23 protein-coding genes are annotated in these 19,261 nt (G+C 55.7%); 9 read left to right on the top strand and 14 right to left on the bottom strand.

Going from position 1 to position 19,261, the window contains the following annotated elements:
• Window positions 1-9 precede the first annotated feature (9 nt).
• The 5 genes from ACZ5CE_RS11010 to petA form a co-directional block, all read right to left on the bottom strand.
• On the bottom strand, window positions 10-435 hold the full coding sequence (locus ACZ5CE_RS11010) for a ClpXP protease specificity-enhancing factor (RefSeq protein ID WP_464574958.1): 426 nt from the start codon (window positions 433-435) through the stop codon (window positions 10-12).
• Complete coding sequence (locus tag ACZ5CE_RS11005) at window positions 432-1,031, bottom strand: glutathione S-transferase N-terminal domain-containing protein (RefSeq protein ID WP_464574957.1); 600 nt, start codon at window positions 1,029-1,031, stop codon at window positions 432-434. Before ACZ5CE_RS11005 ends, ACZ5CE_RS11010 begins: the two co-directional genes overlap by 4 nt.
• Window positions 1,032-1,093: 62 nt before the next feature.
• The gene (locus tag ACZ5CE_RS11000) at window positions 1,094-1,831 is read right to left on the bottom strand and encodes a cytochrome c1 (protein WP_464574956.1); all 738 of its coding nucleotides are present in this window, start codon (window positions 1,829-1,831) and stop codon (window positions 1,094-1,096) included.
• Window positions 1,828-3,075, bottom strand: a complete 1,248-nt coding sequence (locus ACZ5CE_RS10995; protein ID WP_464574955.1) for a cytochrome b — start codon at window positions 3,073-3,075, stop codon at window positions 1,828-1,830. The genes ACZ5CE_RS11000 and ACZ5CE_RS10995 overlap by 4 nt, the downstream gene beginning before the upstream one ends.
• Window positions 3,075-3,677: a ubiquinol-cytochrome c reductase iron-sulfur subunit gene (gene petA / locus ACZ5CE_RS10990; protein ID WP_464574954.1), complete on the bottom strand. Its 603-nt coding sequence runs from the start codon at window positions 3,675-3,677 to the stop codon at window positions 3,075-3,077. Before petA ends, ACZ5CE_RS10995 begins: the two co-directional genes overlap by 1 nt.
• A gap of 405 nt (window positions 3,678-4,082) precedes the next feature.
• Here petA and yacG point away from each other — a divergent pair, with 405 nt between their 5' ends.
• Window positions 4,083-4,283: a DNA gyrase inhibitor YacG gene (gene yacG, locus ACZ5CE_RS10985; RefSeq protein WP_464574953.1), complete on the top strand. Its 201-nt coding sequence runs from the start codon at window positions 4,083-4,085 to the stop codon at window positions 4,281-4,283.
• A gap of 160 nt (window positions 4,284-4,443) precedes the next feature.
• On the opposite strand, the gene ACZ5CE_RS10980 is transcribed toward yacG, so the two are convergent.
• Entirely contained in the window at window positions 4,444-5,394 is a 951-nt protein-coding gene (locus tag ACZ5CE_RS10980) for a Nudix family hydrolase (RefSeq protein WP_464574952.1), read from the bottom strand.
• Window positions 5,391-6,266 carry an ATP-binding protein gene (locus tag ACZ5CE_RS10975; protein WP_464574951.1) on the bottom strand — a complete coding sequence of 292 codons (876 nt, stop codon included), beginning with the start codon at window positions 6,264-6,266 and terminating at the stop codon, window positions 5,391-5,393. Before ACZ5CE_RS10975 ends, ACZ5CE_RS10980 begins: the two co-directional genes overlap by 4 nt.
• A 345-nt stretch (window positions 6,267-6,611) precedes the next feature.
• Here ACZ5CE_RS10975 and ACZ5CE_RS10970 point away from each other — a divergent pair, with 345 nt between their 5' ends.
• Window positions 6,612-7,256 (top strand): HvfA family oxazolone/thioamide-modified RiPP metallophore, encoded by a 645-nt coding sequence (locus ACZ5CE_RS10970; RefSeq protein WP_464574950.1) that lies wholly within the window; start codon window positions 6,612-6,614, stop codon window positions 7,254-7,256.
• A 133-nt stretch (window positions 7,257-7,389) separates the two neighbouring features.
• On the opposite strand, the gene argJ is transcribed toward ACZ5CE_RS10970, so the two are convergent.
• A complete protein-coding gene (gene argJ / locus ACZ5CE_RS10965) occupies window positions 7,390-8,628 on the bottom strand; it encodes a bifunctional glutamate N-acetyltransferase/amino-acid acetyltransferase ArgJ (RefSeq protein ID WP_464574949.1) in 1,239 nt (412 codons plus the stop codon).
• Between the two features lie 111 nt (window positions 8,629-8,739).
• Between argJ and ACZ5CE_RS10960 the strand changes: the two genes are divergently transcribed.
• The gene (locus ACZ5CE_RS10960) at window positions 8,740-8,973 is read left to right on the top strand and encodes a sulfurtransferase TusA family protein (protein WP_464574948.1); all 234 of its coding nucleotides are present in this window, start codon (window positions 8,740-8,742) and stop codon (window positions 8,971-8,973) included.
• Between the two features lie 106 nt (window positions 8,974-9,079).
• Here ACZ5CE_RS10960 and ACZ5CE_RS10955 read toward each other — a convergent pair whose 3' ends face one another.
• The 4 genes from ACZ5CE_RS10955 to ACZ5CE_RS10940 form a co-directional block, all read right to left on the bottom strand.
• Window positions 9,080-10,045 (bottom strand): ADP-ribosylglycohydrolase family protein, encoded by a 966-nt coding sequence (locus ACZ5CE_RS10955; protein WP_464574947.1) that lies wholly within the window; start codon window positions 10,043-10,045, stop codon window positions 9,080-9,082.
• Window positions 10,046-10,120: 75 nt separating this feature from the next.
• Complete coding sequence (locus tag ACZ5CE_RS10950) at window positions 10,121-10,300, bottom strand: Trm112 family protein (RefSeq protein ID WP_464574946.1); 180 nt, start codon at window positions 10,298-10,300, stop codon at window positions 10,121-10,123.
• Window positions 10,301-10,417: 117 nt separating this feature from the next.
• Window positions 10,418-10,834 (bottom strand): ExbD/TolR family protein, encoded by a 417-nt coding sequence (locus ACZ5CE_RS10945; RefSeq protein ID WP_464574945.1) that lies wholly within the window; start codon window positions 10,832-10,834, stop codon window positions 10,418-10,420.
• A gap of 26 nt (window positions 10,835-10,860) precedes the next feature.
• Window positions 10,861-11,475 carry a MotA/TolQ/ExbB proton channel family protein gene (locus ACZ5CE_RS10940; protein WP_464574944.1) on the bottom strand — a complete coding sequence of 205 codons (615 nt, stop codon included), beginning with the start codon at window positions 11,473-11,475 and terminating at the stop codon, window positions 10,861-10,863.
• Between the two features lie 259 nt (window positions 11,476-11,734).
• Here ACZ5CE_RS10940 and ACZ5CE_RS10935 point away from each other — a divergent pair, with 259 nt between their 5' ends.
• The 5 genes from ACZ5CE_RS10935 (at window position 11,735) to ACZ5CE_RS10915 (ending at window position 16,904) form a co-directional block, all read left to right on the top strand.
• Window positions 11,735-12,718, top strand: coding sequence for an IS5 family transposase (locus ACZ5CE_RS10935; protein ID WP_464574943.1), 984 nt, complete (start codon window positions 11,735-11,737; stop codon window positions 12,716-12,718).
• A 405-nt stretch (window positions 12,719-13,123) separates the two neighbouring features.
• The gene (gene xseA / locus ACZ5CE_RS10930; RefSeq protein ID WP_464577496.1) at window positions 13,124-14,455 is read left to right on the top strand and encodes an exodeoxyribonuclease VII large subunit; all 1,332 of its coding nucleotides are present in this window, start codon (window positions 13,124-13,126) and stop codon (window positions 14,453-14,455) included.
• 307 nt (window positions 14,456-14,762) lie between these two features.
• Window positions 14,763-15,137, top strand: coding sequence for a DUF423 domain-containing protein (locus ACZ5CE_RS10925; RefSeq protein ID WP_464574942.1), 375 nt, complete (start codon window positions 14,763-14,765; stop codon window positions 15,135-15,137).
• 67 nt (window positions 15,138-15,204) lie between these two features.
• Window positions 15,205-16,416: a THUMP domain-containing class I SAM-dependent RNA methyltransferase gene (locus ACZ5CE_RS10920; RefSeq protein ID WP_464574941.1), complete on the top strand. Its 1,212-nt coding sequence runs from the start codon at window positions 15,205-15,207 to the stop codon at window positions 16,414-16,416.
• Between the two features lie 5 nt (window positions 16,417-16,421).
• On the top strand, window positions 16,422-16,904 hold the full coding sequence (locus ACZ5CE_RS10915; protein WP_464574940.1) for a disulfide bond formation protein B: 483 nt from the start codon (window positions 16,422-16,424) through the stop codon (window positions 16,902-16,904).
• Here the strand turns inward: ACZ5CE_RS10915 and ACZ5CE_RS10910 are convergent.
• Window positions 16,901-17,071 (bottom strand): hypothetical protein, encoded by a 171-nt coding sequence (locus ACZ5CE_RS10910; protein WP_464574939.1) that lies wholly within the window; start codon window positions 17,069-17,071, stop codon window positions 16,901-16,903. The two genes, ACZ5CE_RS10915 and ACZ5CE_RS10910, sit on opposite strands and share 4 nt — an antisense overlap.
• Here ACZ5CE_RS10910 and htpX point away from each other — a divergent pair.
• Complete coding sequence (gene htpX, locus ACZ5CE_RS10905; RefSeq protein ID WP_464574938.1) at window positions 17,070-17,951, top strand: protease HtpX; 882 nt, start codon at window positions 17,070-17,072, stop codon at window positions 17,949-17,951. The genes ACZ5CE_RS10910 and htpX overlap by 2 nt on opposite strands.
• 247 nt (window positions 17,952-18,198) lie before the next feature.
• Here the strand turns inward: htpX and ACZ5CE_RS10900 are convergent, their stop codons facing one another.
• Window positions 18,199-19,221 carry an MlaA family lipoprotein gene (locus ACZ5CE_RS10900; RefSeq protein WP_464574937.1) on the bottom strand — a complete coding sequence of 341 codons (1,023 nt, stop codon included), beginning with the start codon at window positions 19,219-19,221 and terminating at the stop codon, window positions 18,199-18,201.
• Window positions 19,222-19,261 lie beyond the last annotated feature (40 nt).

Raw genomic sequence — 19,261 nt, 5'->3', positions numbered from 1 at the left:
AGGAGATGGCTACTTGATGATTTGCAGGCGAGGTTTTTCGCCCTTGGAGGGTATTCTTTGCGGCGATGTGCGACTCTCGCCCGTCTCTTCAACATCAGGTTCTGTTTGCGGCGCATCGGACTGTTCCTCAGGCGGGAAAATAATGCCTTGAGAGGACTCCTTGGCGAAGATTCCCTGGACCGCGCTGACCGGGATGGAGATTTCCCGGGTAACGCCATTGAAGCGGGCGGAAAACTGGATCAGGTCGTTGCCAAGAGTCAGATGATAGGCCGCGTCCTGGCTGATATTGAGTATGATCTCGCCATCCTTCACGTATTCCTCGGGTACGCGTGTCTGGTCATCCACCTTGACCGATATGTAAGGAGTCCGGTCGCTATCGGAGCACCACTCGTAAATCGCGCGGATTAGATAGGGCTTGGTGGAAAGCTCTCTCATTTGCGCATTGCCTTCTCGGAAGCGGTCAGAGCTTCGATGAACGCTGGCCTGCTGAACAAGCGTTCGGCGTATTTCAGCAAGGGGGCTGCCTGCTTGGGGAGTTGTATCCCGTAGTAGTCCAGCCTCCACAGCAGGGGTGCAATCGCGACATCCAGCATGGAAAATTCATCGCCCAGCATGTATTTCTGCTTCACGAACACCGGCGCGATCACGGCGAGATTGTCCCGAATGGTTGCGCGCGCCTTTTCCATGAATTTGGGATTTCCCTGTTCCACGGCATCGATATGGCAGAACAGCTCCTGCTCGAATCGATGCAGGAACAATCGCGCGCGGGCCCGCATGACCGGATCGGCAGGCATCAATTGCGGGTGTGGAAAGCGGTCGTCGATATACTCATTGATGATATTGGACTCGTACAGGATAAGATCGCGCTCGACCAGCACAGGTACCCGGCTATAAGGCGTCATGACCGCCAGGTCTTCCGGTTTGTTATGCAGATCCACATCGATTATCTGGAAATCCATCCCCTTCTCGTAGAGCACGATCCGGCAGCGATGGCTGAACGGGCAGGTGGTGGCTGAGTACAACGTCATCATAATAAATTACTTTCCGGGCTCATGTTACCTAAGCACCTTAAAGGGAAAAAAGGCGGAAACGGTCAATGAACATCTCTCCAGTACTCTTTTTTAAGTGCGTAGGTCAGTCCCAGCATGAGGAAAAGGAAGAGCATCACGATTGCACCCAACTGAGTGCGCTTGGTAGCAGCGGGCTCGCCCAGGTATACAAGATAATTCACCAGGTCCGCGACATACGCGTCATATTCGGCTTTTGACAATACCCCGGGGGAGGTGAGTTTCAGTATTTTCACTTCGTGGGTGCCGCCATGGCCGTTATCCTCGGCCTGGACCTCCAGCGTCTGCTCGCCCTGCAACTGATACAGCACGTGTGGCATTGCGGCCTTGTCGAACAGGAGGTTGTTCCAGCCGGTTGCCGTGGAATCGTCGCGGTAGAAGGTGCGCAGATAGGTATAAAGCCAATCTGGGCCGCGGGAGCGCGCAATTACCGACAGGTCGGGCGGCGCAACGCCAAACCATTGTTTCGCTTCCTTTTTTTTCATGGCGACAGTCATCAGTTCGCCCACTTTCTGTCCGGTGAATATGAAATTCTCGCTGATCTGCTTCTCGCTGAGTTCGAGGTCGCGCAAACGGTTGTAGCGCATGTATTCGGCGCTGTGACAGGTCAGGCAGTAGTTGACGAAAGCCTGGGCGCCGCGCTGCAGGGAAATCTTGTCTGTCGGATGCAGCGGAGCCTTGTCCAGTCTCATCTCCGGACCGCTCGCAAATGCCGTGAGCGGGATAAAGCAGCAGACCAGTAAAAAACCTTTCATTTTTCTCATTCTTTTACCCTTGTTGGTTCAGGCTTGGTTTTATCTATTTTGCTGTACCATGGCATGAGAATGAAGAAGGCGAAATAGATGACCGTGAATACTTGCGCGAGTATCGTGTAGAGCGGCGTCGGCGATTTCGTGCCGAGCCAGCCCAGAACCAGCACGCTTATGACAAAAAGGAACAGCGCAAACTTAAAGATCGGCCCCTTGTAACGGATGGACTTGACGGGGCTGCGGTCGAGCCAAGGCAGCAAAGCGAAGATGGCGACTGAGCCGCCCATTAGGATAATGCCCCAAAGTTTTGCGTCGATCCATAGGAAGTTAACCGTAACCGCCCGCAGCATGGAGTAGTAGGGAGTGAAATACCAGACGGGGGCGATGTGATCCGGCGTCTGCAGCGTGTTGGCAGGAATGAAATTGTTGTACTCCAGGAAATACCCGCCCATTTCCGGGGCAAAAAAGATGATGCCGCAGAAGACCATCAGGAAAACGACCACCCCGAAAATGTCCTTTACGGTGTAATAGGGGTGAAACGGTATGCCATCGACCGGGATATTCGTCACCGGGTGCTTGTTTGCCTTGATTTCGATTCCGTCCGGATTGTTCGATCCGACTTCGTGCAGCGCGAGTATATGCACCACTACCAAGGTGACGAGCAGCACCGGGAGAGTCACGACGTGATAGGCGAAAAAGCGGTTCAGTGCCGCATCCGAAAGCATGAAGTCGCCGAGCAGCCAGTTGGAAAGGGTCGGGCCCACCATGGGAATGGCCCCTATCATGCTTACGATCACCTGGGCGCCCCAATAGGACATCTGGCCCCATGGCAGGATGTAGCCGGTGAATGCCAGCATCATCAGCACGAAAAAGATCCCCATGCCGATCAGCCACAGCAGCTCTCGTGGCTTGCGGTAGGATCCATACATCATTCCGCGGAACATGTGCAGGTAGACCACGACAAAAAACATGGAAGCGCCGGTGGAATGCATGTAGCGTATCAGCCAGCCGAAATCCACATCCCGCATGATGTACTCGACCGAACCGAACGCCATGCTGGCATCCGGCTTGTAATTCATGGTGAGGAAAATCCCGGTGAGGAGCTGGTTCACCAGCACGAGCATCGCCAGAGAGCCGAAGTAATACCAGAAATTGAAGTTTTTCGGGGCGTAGTATTCGGTAAGATGCGCCTTCCAGTTGGAAGTCAGCGGAAAACGCGCATCTATCCAGCCGATCATCGACTCCAGTCGCTTGCTCATTATGCGGACTCCTTGTCAGACCCGATCAGCAGCCGGGTATCGCTCAAATACATGTGGGGAGGCACAACCAGGTTGGTGGGTGCGGGAACGTGCTTGTATACTCGTCCGGCGAGATCGAACTTGGAGCCGTGGCAGGGACAGAAGAAGCCGCCTATCCAGTCCGGGCCAAGATCCGCGGGAGCGATGTCCTTGCGAAATACGGGAGAACATCCGAGATGGGTGCACACTCCCTCGACAACGAGAATCGCGGGTTTGATGGAGCGTGTTTCATTCTGCGCATAAGGCGGCTGCTGCTGCTTTTCCGATTTGGGATCGGCCACCTCTCCGTCGAGCTTTTTCAGCGTGGCGAGCATTTCAGGCGTGCGGTCCAGCACCCACACCACCTTGCCCCGCCATTCCACCAGCAGCAGCATTCCTGGCTCAAGCTTGGCCAGGTCGACCTCGACCGGAGCCCCGGCGGCCTTGGCGCGTTCGCTCGGCATCATGCTCATCACGAAGGGCGTGGCGATCGCCGCGCTTGCGATCCCGCCCGCTACCGAAGTGACTGTGATAAGGAAACGTCTTCTACTGTTAATTCCCTGTTTTTTCTCGATATCTGCCATGGCTTGCAGTCCGGTTTTTTAAATTAAAGGCTCTGAATAAACTTAACCATTTTAACATAGTATGTATTGAAAAATAAATAAACATCGTGAAGCTCATTGATTGCATGGGAAAAAATCGTACCGGATGGTTTTAGCCGAATGAACGGATATATTCCCGGAGCGTCCGGCCATTCTTTTGCAATCCTGAATTCTGCTGCTTCAGCCCCGGCGCCTATGCCATGATGGATGTCATTGCCGGATTTGGGATGAGCTATCTATAATGAAATAGCTGCGGCGAAACGATGGGTTGCAGAGGGAAAGAGGGGCAGATCAAGGGTGCTTCGATACGCTTTTTTCCCGCGCTGCACTGGATAGCGCGCTTTTGTTATTTGGATTATTTGGATATCTCAATTTGCTGGATGAATCATGAAGCAGCCTGTCGTGAACTGCCCGCAATGCGGCAAAATAGTCGTGTGGAATTCCAGAAACCCTTATCGCCCTTTTTGCTCGGAGCGTTGCAAGCTGATCGATCTGGGCCAATGGGCGGCGGAGTCTTACCGCATTCCGGATGACGGGGAGAAGGAGGGCGAACCGGCAAGGAAGAAAAGGGAAGAAGGCGCGCGATAGAATGACCGTAGGGATAGCGGGCTCTGCGGTATCTCCGCGAAGGGGTGAAAATCCAGTAGCTTGAAAAAGCGCTGGATTCCGGCTCACCGCGTGCGCGGCGTCCGGAATGACGGGAATTTTCCATGCAACTACGCGATTCCATGCCAGATGAAAGGAACGCCTACGCGATGCCCCGCATCAGGGCGACGCCATGGGCGCCGTGCTCCCAGGCGGCAGCCAGGTCATCTTTCCGCAATCCGCCGAGCGCGTAGACCGGCATGGAGCATCCCCCGATCATCGCGGCAAATTTCCGCCATCCCAGCGGAGAGCAGTCAGGATGGCTCAAAGTTGGCAGCACCGGCCCGAGCACGACGAAATCCATCTCCATCTGCTCCGCCTGAAAAAGCTCTTCCGCATTATGGCAGGATGCGCCGCACCACTCGATATCGGGGCGTTTCTTCAGCGCCATGAGCCGGGCCGCGGATAGATGTATCCCGTCTGCCCCGGCCTCTCGATAGAAATCCGCATTGCCGGTATCGCAGTTCACCAGCACGCGGGCACTATGGGGCCGGGCGAGGCTGATCACAGTGCGTGCAAAATCGGCCAATGCTTCTTTCGTCATGTTTTTCTCGCGCACCTGTATCAGCCGCAATCCCTGTTTCAGGGCGGCTTGCAAATGTCCCAGCGTTACAGGCACGCCGATTTCCGTGGCGCGGGTAATGGCGTAAACGGAGGGTAGATCGAGCGCCCGCAGGATCGGTGCATTCGCCGGAAGCATGGGCTCGACCTCCGGCCGGGGCGCGTGCTGCCATGACAGCACCTGGTTTTCGCGAGGCTGGGGCTCGCCATGCCATTCCATTATGCGGTAAAAGTGCAGACGGACGGTGGCATGGGGATAGCTGAAAGTGCGGGTGATCCATGGATACGCGCTTTCGACATGTATTCCCAGCTCCTCCTGCAATTCCCGCTGGAGCGTGCGTGGCAATGGTTCATCCGTCATCGCCTTTCCGCCAGGAAATTCCCAGTATCCTGCGTAGGGTTTGCCTTTCGGCCTGCGTGCCAGCAGGAATTTTCCGTCTGGCCGCGTGATCACTGCGGCGGCGACTTCGACGATTTCAGCGTGTTCACTCATCCTTCGGCGCCATGCCCTGCTTGCTGCCTGCCTGCCCAATCCCGCGCAAATTGCCAGGCTACCCGGCCGTTTCTCGCGCCGCGTGCAATCGACCATCTCAGCGCGGCTTCGCGAACCGGCGGGCTCATTTTGTGGATGTCAAAATAGGCAAGCCATTGACGAACGATATCCAGATATTCGTCCTGGTTGAATGGATGGAACGATATCCATAGGCCGAAGCGCTCCGACAGCGATGTTTTCTCCTCGACCGATTCACTGGGGTGTATCTCTCCGTCGATATGGCGCGTATCCAGATTATCCCGCATGTACTCCGGCATGAGATGCCGGCGGTTGGATGTGGCATAGACCAGGACATTCTCGGAGGTTGTGGCGACGGAACCGTCCAGTACCACCTTCAGCGTCTTGTAGCCAGGTTCTCCGGCTTCAAATGACAGATCGTCGCAATAGAGTATGAAGCGTTCCCGGCGCTGATATATTTTCTCGACTATATCCTGCAGGTCCGTGAGGTCTTGTTTTTCCACTTCGATCAGGCGTAATCCCGCCTCCGCGTAGCTGTCGAGCATGGCCTTGATAAGCGAGGATTTCCCCGTGCCGCGCGCGCCGGTAAGGAGTACGTTATTTGCGGGATATCCGTTTACAAACTGCCGGGTGTTCTGATCCAGGCTCTCCTTTTGCGTTTCGATCCCTCGCAGCAATTCCAGGCGGATGCGGTGCGGATGCGCTACAGGTTGCAGGAAGCCTTTATGGCCGTGCTTGCGCCACCGGAATGCGACCGCATTCCAGTCCGGCTCGGCCGCTCTTTGCGAAATCATCTCTTCCAGGCGGGAGAGCAGGTTTTCGGCGCGAATGCATAAATCGGCGAAATCATTCATGGGTATCCCGTATCGTTTTTTTGCGCGGTATCCAGGCAGCGGATAAGGCGAACCGGAGTGAATTATATTCAAGATCTCTGGCGATTGCCGGTTTTGGGGAGGCGCGTCCAGGTGTTCCGTACGGCTTTCTCAATGTGTGTTACCGTACTGAACCTTTGACAGGAAGAGTCATGATTTCAACTGTTGCGCTTGACCGAATGGAAATCCGGTTTTTGCAGTGTGACAGATCAGAATCCCCGAACCCGGTTGCAGGCCGGCTGCCGGTTGTGTCGGCGTGCCCGGACAGGAGGATCTCCGCCGTTAACCCAGTTGCATCCCAGCTACATTTTCGAGGAGAAAAACACCATGAATAAGATGACCAGTAAAAAAACACTTATTTCTCTTGCTCTAGGTTCGGCCTTCGCGGCTGGCACGTTCGCCACACTGCCCATCGCCTCTGCAGGCGAGAATCCGTTCGCAATGCAATCGCTCAGTAAAGGATACCTGGTCGCTCAAGGATACAGTGACAGCAAGAGTTCCGACGACAAAGGGTATGGAGGGAAAAAGAGTGATGGCAAATGCGGCGAGGGTCGATGTGGAATGGCCATGGCGGATACCGATAAAGACGGCAGGGTAAGCAGGGATGAGAATACGCGTCATTGCGAAAAGATGTTTGGCATGATGGATGCCAACAACGACGGATATATCGACAAGGATGAAGCCAAAAAAACCGGGTATGACCGCAAGCATGGAGAAGGAAAGTGCGGCATGTCCATGGCGGATACCGATAATGATGGCAGGGTAAGCAGGGACGAGCACGCGCGTCATTGCGATATGATGTTCAGCAAAATGGATGCCAACAACGACGGGTATATCGACAAGGATGAGGCAAAGAAAATGAGAAGGAAGCATCACCACCATGGAGATCGCTCCGGTTATGGCGGGTCGGGTTCCGGCGGGTATGAAACGGACTACCGGAAATTCCCCCATATGAAGCCCATGGGCGAGTAACAGAAGACTGCAGGCAGGTTCGAGAGGCGGGGGTTGCACGTGAAAGCGCAACTTCTGCCCGCCGCCTGTCGCCAGGGATGGTCTTCCAACAGCTCCAGGCCATCAGGGAAAGAATGGGGGGGTGACGGCGCCGCTAGCTTCGATAATCCGCGTTTATCTTTACGTAGTCATAAGACAAATCGCAGGTCCAGACGGTGGCCGACTCCGCTCCCCGGTTCATTGCCACGCGGACCGTTATTTCCGCCTGCTTCATGACGCGTTGCCCATCCTGCTCGCGGTAGCTGTTTGCCCTGCCGCCATTTTCAGCCACGAGCACATCGTCCAGGTATAGTTTCAGTCCGCTCACATCCAGGTTTTCCAGGCCGGCATAGCCGATGGCTGCCAGTATTCGCCCCAGATTGGGATCTGAAGCGAAGAAAGCGGTTTTGACCAGTGGGGAATGGGCGATGGCGTATGCCGCTTTTTTGCACTCTTCCACGGTTTTTCCGCCCTCGACGCGCACTGTAATGAACTTCGTCGCGCCTTCTCCGTCGCGCACGATGGCTTGCGCGAGGTGTATTGCGGCGTCGGTGATCGCGTCGCGCAGCATGATGAATTCGCCGCTGGTATTGTCGGTGATGGATGGATTCCCGGCTCGTCCGGTCGCAGCCACGATAAAAGCATCATTGGTCGAGGTATCGCCATCAACGGTAATGCAATTGAAAGAGTTTTCCGCCGCATGCCGCAGAATTTCTTCCAGCAGCGGCTGATCGAGGGCCGCATCGGTCGCGATGTAGCCAAGCATGGTCGCCATGTTGGGGTGTATCATTCCCGAGCCCTTTGCAATACCGGTGATCGTCACGGTTTTGCCGTGCAGGAGCAGTTGCCGCGATACGACTTTTGGAACGATGTCGGTAGTCATGATCGCTTCCGCGGCGGCCAGCCAGTTGCCAGGCTCAAGGCCCGACACGGCGGCTGGCAGCCCCGCCACTATCCTGTCGAGCGGCAGCGGTTCCATGATCACGCCCGTGGAGAACGGCAATACCTGTTTTTCATCGCAGCCCATCAATCGCGCAACTGCCGCGCAGGTGGCACGGGCGCGTGAAATGCCGTCTTCTCCGGTTCCTGCGTTGGCGTTGCCCGTATTGATTACCAGGGCGCGAATGGATTCGCCGGGCCCCGGGTTCAAAAGGCGATCCTTGGCAACTACCACCGGCGCTGCGCAAAAATCATTTTGCGTGAATACGCCTGCTACTTTCGTATCTTCATCGAGTGCAATGACGAGCAAGTCCTTGCGGTTGGGCTTCCTGATCCCGGCAGCGGCAATGCCGAGCTTCACGCCTTTTACGGGAAACAGCTGCTCGGCGTGTGGAGGGGCAAAATTGACTGGCATTGCGGCACAACTGGTAAACTGTGGAAAGTTCGCATTCTAATCAAAACACAGCGTGCTGCGTGGATTCCTGCATGATTTACAATGCGAGATGTTGAGCAGACCGGAGAAACCATGAACTGGAATTGGGACAAGGAACTGGATGTGCGCGGCCTTGTCTGCCCCCTGCCTATTCTGCGCACCAAGAAATCTCTTGCCGAGATGGTGGCCGGGCAGGTATTGAAAATTGTCGCCACTGATCCGGCTGCCGTGATCGATTTCCAGGTTTTTGCCGATCAGACGGGAAACCATCTGCTGTTTTTTTCCGAATCGGATGAGGAGTTTTTGTTTTACCTGAGGAAGCGCTGAAGACACTGCTCCGCCCTGCGCGGTCGCACCATTCGCGTCGTCGCCTTTCGCGCATCCCATCCCGCAAACCCACCGCCGCGCCAGCGGAGATTTATTCAGCGCTTCCTTAAATATCGGTCCCGAATCCCAGGGCTGCGCATGAATCTGCCGCGACGACGAGTTTCCGGTAGCGACCAAGCCATGGCAATGGGATGGAGCATCCTGCTTCCTGTTTTCCGGTGCCTATTGCAGCCATTGCGCCCAGCATGATCGAGCGGCCGCAACTGTCTCCGCCAGCGCGGATATTGGATTCGACGGCGCTGCGATAGTCCGGTGCCCGCTGGGCAATGTGAAAAATTACGGGGAGGCCTTCGGCGACATGGCATGCCGGACCGAATCGCTGCGCCGCGGCGACGCCATCGAGCGTTGTCATGGCGAGCGCCTCGGCAAGCAACGGCCCGAGAACGCTTCCGGCAAATGACAGGGCATTTGCCAGCGCCTGCGCGGCCGGCTCTCCCCGCAGCATGTTATATAAAGCTGCTGCGGCACACTGCCCGGCAGCGACTGCGAGCGCATTGTCGTTGGTGATACGCACCACTTCCTCCACGCGATCCATCAAGCCATCCTGTGATCCATCGTGGAGTGCGACCAGGGCAGGGAGCGCCGCCAAGGCTAGATGCTGGTCGTCGTCAGCCCCGGATGCCACGGGGAATGCCGCGGGTTCCAGCAGCAGTAGCGCATGCAGCGTCGTGCGCATGGGTGAATCGATATAGCCGACGTACGTTCCACCCGGTCCGAAGTATGACCGCAACTCCGTCTGATAGGCTACCCGGTCGAAACTGCCGTGCCGGGCGAGATGGTTCAGCATCAACAGGCATGTTTCCCCATAGCCGCTCGAGTCCCCGGTATTTTTGCCGCCGTGCGCGAAATAGCCCTTTGCACCCGAATAGTCGTTCATATCCGGTGGCAGGAATACGAGGCCCCTATCGGCGGCAATCCGGGAGATGCGATCCGGATCATAAAGCCAATGCAACCCGAGCGATGCCGCATCCGCCACCAGTGCGCCGAGGATGGCGGCATCATTTTTAGTCATTTTTCAGTACCATGAAAAATACGAGATTCATTTTCCGGAGTCTCCAGTATTTTCTTCCTTTTCTTCCTTCAGGCCTCAAATATCCTCTTCCGGCGGCAGTTTCCGCGCCTCATCTTCCAGCATTACAGGGATGCCATCCCTGATGGGAAATACCAGCCGGTCTGCCTTGCAGATCAGTTCTTTTTCGTTTTTCCTGTAGAGCAACGGCCCCTTGCATAGCGGGCAAACCAGGATGTCAAGCAGTTTCATGTCCATGCGCGAACCTCTATTTTGCGGACCCGGCAGAACCGGGAGAAGGAGAAGACATCCATCATTTAGCGTTCCATGACCGGCATTCCAACCGGGTTGTCCTGGCATTTTTATGGGCAGGATTTACCTGGGGTTTTCGGTCGTGAAGGTAATGTGATTATAACCAGCGAGGCGCGCTGCTTCCATCACTCTGATTACCGCCTGGTGCGTGGATTCGGCATCCGCGTGAATGACAATGACCGGATCAGGACGCTCGCCTGCCGCCTTGCGCAGCGCCGAGCCTAGCTCTTCCGTGGTGGATTGCTCGACCGGCGCCCCGTTTACCTTGTAGGCCCCGGCCGCGCTTACTAAAATATCGATGGCATTGGAGCGTCCTGCGGATTTGTTCGAGGTTGCTTGCGGAAGGCTGATTTCCATTTCGGAAAATTTCGAATAAGTCGTGGTGATCATCAGAAAAATCAGGATCACCAACAGCACGTCGATCATGGGCAGGAGATTGATCTCGGGTTCTTCCTTGTGCCTGCCGCGTTGAAAATTCATGGGTAAATCCTATGCTTCCAGTGGAATCAATCCTTGCGCTCTCCGTGGATCATTTCAACCAGCTTCAAGGCCTGCAGCTCCATCTCCACTATAAGTCCGTCCACCTTGGCATGGAAGTGACGGTAAAAGATGATGCTTGGAATAGCCACCAGGATACCGAAAGCCGCGTTGTACAGCGCCACTGATATGCCATGGGCAAGTTGGGCCGGATCGGAACCACCAGCGGTCGGCGAACTGGCGCCAAAAATTTCGATCATGCCTACCAGCGTGCCGAACAGGCCCATTAGCGGGCTAAGGGACGCGATGGTGCCCAGGGTCGTGAGATAACGTTCGAGGTTATGTGCGACAGCGCGGCCCGCTTCTTCGATGGATTCTTTCATTATCTCCCGGGTGCTTTTATCGTTTCGCAGACCTGCCGCAAGAATCTGGCCCAGGGGTGAATGCTTTTCCAGGCGCGCGAGCATGTCTGGACTGGTGCCGTTCTTCCGGTATTCCTGCAACACCCGGGGGAGGAGGTCTCGCGGTGTAACCACATTGAGGCGCAAGGCCCACAAGCGTTCGCCAATGATAGCCACAGCCACGATGGAAGCCAGGATAATTGGCCAGATGGGCCAACCCGCAGCTTGGATCAACGCGAACATGCGGCAAGCTCCTTGTTATCGGTGCAAAAAGAGAGCTGTAATGTATCGCGCCCCTGTATTTTCAGCAAGGCTAAGGCATCATGTAAGCCCGAATGAATCTCCGCTGGCGCGGTGGTGGCCCTGCGGAACCGGATGCGCGAAAGACGAGGATTTGTTCAGAGGCTTTCTTAAGGAAACGCTGATTTAATGCATTTTGACGAACGGAGGCAGTGGATGACATGCGAGAATTGGTGCATTGAAAACAGATAGGCACTTGGCGATGCAAGGGAGTTTTTCTGACCTGGAATACGCGGCGAAGAAGAAGGTGACGCGACGCGACCGATTTCTCGGCCAGATCAATGCTGTGACACCGTGGTTGGCACTGGTGGCCGAGATTGAGCCATTCTACCCCAAGGGCACAGGCCGTGGTCGTCCACCGATTGGCGTGGAACGCATGCTGCGCATGTACATCGCCCAGCAATGCTTTGGTCTTTCGGATGAAGGCATTGAAGATGCCATTTACGACAGTCAGGCTCTCCGGTCCTTTGTCGGGATTGACCTGTTGCGTGAGTCGGCACCGGATGCCACCACCCTGCTCAAGTTCCGTCGCCTGCTTGAAGACAACAAGCTGACCGAGCGCATCTTTGCCGCCATCAATACCTTGCTGGCCGTGAAGGGGTTGATTCTCAAGGAGGGCACCGTCGTCGATGCGACGATCATCGCAGCCCCGTCCTCGACCAAAAACCAGAGTGGCGGGCGTGATCCAGAGATGCACCAAGCCAGGAAAGGCAACCAGTGGCACTTTGGCATGAAGGCCCACATTGGCGTCGATGTCGAGTCTGGCATTACCCATACGCTGGTTACCACGCCAGCCAATACCCATGACGTTACCCAAGCCCATGCGCTGTTGCATGGGAATGAGAAGGTTGTCTTTGGCGACGCTGGCTATCAGGGTGTCGAGAAACGGGAAGAGAACCTGAATACCGAAGTTCAATGGGAAGTAGCGATGCGCCCCGGCAAGCGCAAGACGTTGCCGGATACTCCAATTGGCCGCCTGAAGGAGCAGATCGAGCAGATCAAGGCGAGTGTGCGGGCCAAGGTCGAGCATCCCTTCCACATCGTCAAGAACCTCTTCGGCATGAAGAAGGTGCGCTATCGCGGACTGGCCAAAAACACGGCACAGCTTTATACCCTCTTCGGATTGGCGAATCTGCTGATCGCCAAGCGGCGACGGTTTGCACTCGACGCCCAAGGTGCGTCCTGAAATAGGCGAAACGATGAAATTCGCGGGAAAACAGGGCAAATGCCGCCCAAAAACAGGAGCAGAGCAGGCATTTCTTGCCCGCGTCGATGTAAATGATGAATGAGTGCCGCCTGCTCGTGCCATCTTCGATCAAATGATGATTTGTTCAGCGCTTCCTTAAAAAGTTCCTTAACTGTCCACAATTGCTGTGGATAAGTTTGTGAGCAACTTGAAGGTAGAATTGTTAAGTTACCCTTCTATAACGACATTTTCTGGGTAGACTGTTTTTTGAACTTTTATAAAGTCGTTTATAAACAGTGTGTTATACTGAAACCTAATATTCATGCGGTTTTGCGTAACGTAACTATACAGATTTGTTACAGATGTGGATTATTGTAGAATGTCAAGATGAATTTTCAAATGGAAATGGAAATGCCGGTCCTGCATCCGGTGCTGAGCGTTAGCGAATTGAATCGCAGTGCCAAGGAATTACTTGAACAAGCGTTTCCATTATTATGGGTAAGCGGGGAAATTTCAAACATCAAATGCTACGGGTCAGGCCATTGGTATTTCTCCTTGAAGGATGCCCAGGCACAGGTGCGCTGTGTCATGTTCCGGGAAAAAAACCGATACCTCGATTGGCAGCCAAAGGACGGAATGCAGGTGGAGGCGCGCGCGCTGGTGACGTTGTATCAGGCGCGCGGGGAATTTCAGCTATGCGTGGAAACACTCCGGCGCGCGGGGTTAGGAAGATTATACGAAGCATTCGAGCAGCTCCGGGACCGGCTTGAGAAGGAGGGCCTGTTTGCTTCCGGCCGCAAAAAGCGGTTACCGCCTTTCCCGGCACAGATAGGCGTCATCACTTCTCCCGACGGGGCCGCGCTGCACGATGTGCTGTCAACGCTGAAGCGGCGCATGCCTTCCATGCCCGTGGTGGTTTATCCGGTTCCGGTGCAAGGCTTTGGTGCCGCCGAGAAGATTGCCGCAGCTATTCGAAAGGCGGAAATCCATGCCGGGTGCGAGGTGCTGATCCTATGCCGGGGAGGGGGGAGCATCGAGGATTTATGGGCGTTCAATGAAGAAGTCGTGGCACGGGCCATTGCCGCATGTTCCATCCCCATCGTCAGCGGAGTAGGGCATGAAACCGATTTCACCATCGCTGACTTCGTCGCGGATGCCCGCGCGCCCACTCCTACCGGCGCGTCCCAGTTGGTCTGTCCCCACAGGGAGGAGCTGTTGCGGACCGTGGCAGTTTTGTGGAGCCGCGCTTCCCGCAGTATCCAGGGTCGGATCGGGAGCATGATGCAAGGCGCGGACCGGCTCGGATGCCGGTTGGTGCATCCGGGAAAGGCTATCCGCGACCAGCTTGCCCGCCTCCAGTATTTGCGCAGCCGGCTTGACGCCTGTTCGGCGCAGCATCGGGAAAATCGAAATTGGCGTCTGCGCGAGCTTGGCCATCGGCTCGCCCTTGCGGCTCCGGATGTCCGTCTATTGGACGGGCGCAGGCATGAGTTGGGGTTGCGTCTGGATCGCGCCACCTCCAGGCGCATGGAGGTACTGATGATGGCATTGCAGCGCCAGCGGGAAAACCTGGCCCATCTCAATCCCTGTTCCGTGCTGGAGCGCGGCTACAGTATTGCCTATGCCCCTGACGGGACAGTGGTGCGAAATAGCGGCCAGATCAGCATAGGAGAAGTCATCCGGGTAGAATTTGCTACCGGCTGGAGCGATGCGCTGGTCGAAAAAAAAGACCGGTAAACGGAAACAGGCAGCGCGAAACGGTCGCCCCGATGCCCCGGCATGTGACTTTTTTGATGCATCTTTCCTTCGGGAGGAGTATTTCAGGCCGCGCGCCTTGCCTGCGGAACCTGGTGTTCCCCGCTGGACATTTGGACAGCAGTGATGCACAGTACATGCTGGTCCTGTCAGGAGCGTAATTCAGATCCTGATTGCTATGTTGTTATGCTGCGATGCGCGTCCAGCAGCGTGGTGCGGGCAGGCGTGGTTCCCTCCTGGCGCCGGCTTCAGATCGATTTTTCAGGAAATAATTTCTAACTATTCTCCAATGGCACGTATCTTTCTTGCGCTCGGCGCGGTCAATGCATTTCTTTGCGTGGGATTGGGCGCCTTCGGTGCGCATGGGTTGAAGCAGAAGTTGACGCCGGATATGCTGGCTGTGTACCAGACGGGCGTCCAATACCATTTCTACCATGCGCTGGGCCTGCTGGCGGTAGGCCTCATACTGATGCATTTCCCGGCGTCCCGGCCGATAAGATGGTCGGGCTGGTTGATGCTCGCGGGAATTGTCCTGTTTTCCCTCAGTCTTTATGTACTGAGCCTGACAGGGATACGCGGGCTGGGGGCCATCACGCCATTCGGCGGAGTATCGTTTCTGAGTGCATGGGCTTTACTAGCGTATGGGGCGTGGGCTTCAAAATAAGCTGGGCGACTTGGGTGACCGTGACCTGGTGAATAAGTAATTCAGCTCAATCCTTTCAAGCCCGTCAATGGCCCATCCGCAATATTTTTTTGCCCCCTGTCCCCGCGGACTCGAATCCGCACTGGCTACCGAATTGCAACGGCTCGGCGCATCCTCGGTGAAGGAAGACGACGGCGGCGTGGGGTTTGAAGGCAATTGGGAAACCTGCTATCGGGCAAATCTGGAAAGCCGCATTGCCAGCCGTATCCTGTGGCGAGTCGCGTGCGGACCCTATGCCGGTGAAGCCGATGTTTATGAGGCTGCTCTTGCGCTGCCGTGGCATGAATGGTTCACTGCGTCCCGCACCATACGCGTGAATGTGGCCGCTGTCAGATGCCCGTTGCGCAGTCTCGATTTTGTTACCTTGAGGATCAAGGATGCGGTCTGCGACAAATTCCGGCGGGTCGCCGGCTGCCGGCCCAGCGTTGATACGTTTCAACCGGATATCAGGATACACGGCTTTCTCGATGCGCAGAATTTCTCGCTGTATCTGGACACTTCCGGCGATCCCCTCTTCAAGCGCGGGTTGAGGAAAAGCGCAGGAGAGGCGCCGATAAGGGAAAACCTGGCAGCGGGAATCCTGCATCTCGCAGGCTGGACAACGGGCATGGCGCTGCTGGATCCGATGTGCGGCAGCGGAACATTCCTTATCGAAGCAGTCCAAATCTCACTGGATATTGCTCCTGGATCCGGGCGTGGTTTTGCTTTTGAGAAGCTGGGCGAATTCGATGAAGGGTTGTGGAAGCGGCTGAAGGCGGCTGCAGCGGACCGCGAGAAGCCGAAGAGGCCCCTGCCGATATTCGGAAGCGATCTGTACGGAGATGCATTGTCCATGGCCCGTACAAATTTGTCCGCCTCCGGGTTCTCCGAAGTCGTTACGCTGAAACAGGCAAATGTCCTGGAGATTGCGGCGCCGGCGCCGTCCGGCACTATCGTAACCAATCCTCCTTATGGCCGGCGCATGGGCGAACAGCAACGGCTGGAAGATTTCTATCCCAGGCTTGGCGATATGCTCAAGAAGAAATTCAGCGGATGGAAAGCATATATCATCACCGCTGATCCGCTTCTGCCAAAGCGTATCCGGCTGGCTGCGTCTCGCCGCATTCCGCTATTCAATGGGTCGATTGAATGCAGGCTATTGGAGTATAAAATGACTGCTGGCGGGATGCGCAGAGGAAGCGCCAGTACCGGTTCCGCCAATACCGGACCCCATTCCCTGGCTGATCAAGGCCGTCCATAAAATCGATGAGAATAATTTTTCTGTTGATATTTCTTGGTTGCGCCGGATTGCTAAGTTATGCTATTTACCTTCAGCTCGTCAGGAATCTGCTGCCTTGCCCCCTCTGCGTGGTCCAACGGGTTGCCTATTGCCTGGTTGGCATAGCTGCGTTGGTGGCATTTTTGCAAGGGCCGCGGGCATTTGGCCGGAAGATCTACAGCGGATGGATCCTCGCTGTCTCGGCCGCCGGGGCGGCGGTCGCGTTGCGCCAAGCCTGGCTGGTGCGTTATCCGGAAGCGTTCGAATGCGGCATCAGTCCGGAGGAAGCATTTTTGAATGCGCTGCCTCTGGCGAAGTGGTGGCCAGCCATGTTCGAGGCCAACGGCGACTGCGCCGATGTAACCTGGAAGTTCATGAGCCTTACGCTTCCCGATTGGTCGGCGATTTTTTTCATCCTGTTTGCAGGGCTGGCGGCATACGCCATGGCTGCACGATACCGGCGGCGTTAGCGGCTGGAGTTCGAGGAAAGCAGGAAGAGGCGCAGACCGGTCTTCCTGCCGTGCCAAAAATCGATGGATAGCCGGATAGTCGTTCCTACTTGAAAACTGAACTTCCAGCCCCATTTATGCTCTATCTTTGCACGCAGCTTTACAAGTAGAAATGGAGTTATCTTCATGAAACGGATTTTCCTGTTCATAGCAACCAACCTTGCGATTCTTCTGGTGCTGAGCATCACGCTGCGCCTGCTGGGCGTGGATCGCATCCTGGATGCAGAGGGAACCAACATAAACCTTAATTCCCTGCTGATCATGGCGGGTGTGATCGGTTTTGGCGGCTCTTTCATTTCGCTTGCCATGTCGAAATGGACAGCAAAGCGCCTGACGGGAGCCACCGTGATCGAGCAGCCCTCCGATCCGACGGAACGGTGGTTGGTGGACACCGTCCGCCGCCAGGCTGAGCGGGCAGGTATCGGCATGCCGGAAGTTGCGATTTACGATGCCCCGGATGTCAATGCTTTTGCCACCGGCATGGATCGAGACAACGCATTGGTCGCTGTAAGCAGCGGCCTGCTTCACAATATGCAGAAGGATGAAATCGAGGGTGTCCTGGCACACGAAATAAGCCATGTGGCGAACGGCGATATGGTCACGCTTGCCTTGATTCAAGGTGTCGTCAATACTTTCGTGATATTCCTGTCCCGAGTGATCGGCCACTTCGTCGATCGGGTTGTATTTAAGACCGAACGAGACCATGGTCCGGCTTTTCTCGTGACCAGCCTGATAGCGCAAATGGTTTTGGGCATTCTTGCCAGCATGATCGTCATGTGGTTCAGTCGCCAGCGGGAGTTTCGTGCGGATGCGGGAGGAGCTCAGCTTGCGGGCCGCAACAAGATGATCGCCGCTCTGGAGCGCTTGAGACAGCAGCATGAACCGGCGCAATTGCCGGATCGGCTGGCGGCCTTCGGGATATCGGGCAAAAGCGATGGTATCAGAAACCTGTTCATGTCCCATCCGCCGCTGGAAGCGCGTATAGCCGCGTTGCGCGAGATGCAGTAATCCGGGTTTTCCATGCGGTTCGGTGCCTGCTGGATAGTAATGATCGGGAAAAATCTTTGTGGATCATTGTCCTAAACTGGAAATGAGCGGTCAACTGCCGGATTTGGGTTCAAGGAGTCCATTCAGGCGGGGGAGGATTTTTGCTACCGGAAATAAAAATGCCGGAATGTTTCCATTCGGAACATTCCGGCATTTTTCAGCTGTTTAGCTTTTTTGGAAGCTGCTTTTAACCTGCTTTACGCCTTATTTATTCGCCGTCGTCCTCATCCCGCTGTTTCGGCGGGTTCCCGTCATAAACCAGATTGCGCCGCCGCTGCAGGTAGGCCTCGCGTACAAACTCATATTTGTCCAGCGCGGCTTCGTCCAGCGTCTTTTCCGATTTCAGCAATCCAGCGCGTGTGTCTGCGGCCCTCGTGCTCCCGACTATTGGCCCGATAAACGGAGCGACGAAGAAGCTGCCGACAAAGACCGGGTCGGTCGCAATATCCAGCACCCTGCCGCCAGCGTCGCGGGTTGTGCTTGGCCCGAGAAAAGGGAGCACCAGATAGGGTCCGCTCGCGACACCATGGTATCCCAGTGTCTGTCCGAAATCCTCATCGTGTTTTTCCAGCCCGATGTCGCTTGCCAGATCGATTATGCCACCCAGGCCGAAGCTGGTATTGACCACTACCCGCATGCTGCTGGTCAGCGCATTGTTGAACTTGAGCTGGAGGAGATTATTGAGAGTTATCGGGATATCACCCAGGTTCGAAAAAACATTTCCTACCGCGTTTTCCAGTGGATCGGGCATGATCCACCGGTATCCCTTTGCCACGGGCCTGAGCAGATAGTCGTCCAGGGATTCGTTGAAGCCAAATACCGCACGGTTCATAGGCTCCCATGGATCTTTCTTGCTGTAGGGCGGGTAGGAGCTCGGCGCCGCGGCCTTGAATACGGGACCGCTGACCGGCGCTTGGGAATCCTTCCTGGCATTATCGGAGGCAGCGGCAGCGCTGGCAGATACATTTGTATTCTTCGTGGTGCTGTCGCTATTGGCGGCATTCGTTCCGGAACCAGTACCCGCGACGCTGCTTGCCGTGGTGCCGGCCGCTGCAGCGCTACCCGCTTTGGCACTGCTATCGGCCTTGGCGCCGCTGTCCGCGACGGGGGTAGAGGTATTCTCCATGCCCTTGTCGGCCTTGGCGTTCTTGTCCGTCGTGGCGCAACCGTTCAGGAAAAATCCCAGAAGCAGGATTAATAAGGTTGAATATCTGGAGGAAGAGCGAGTCATGTTCAAAATTTAATGGGGTAATTTACCGTTAACGGGAATG

This window comes from Nitrosospira sp. TNL200 (assembly GCF_055386305.1).
This window is presented reverse-complemented; position numbering and strand designations above follow the sequence as displayed.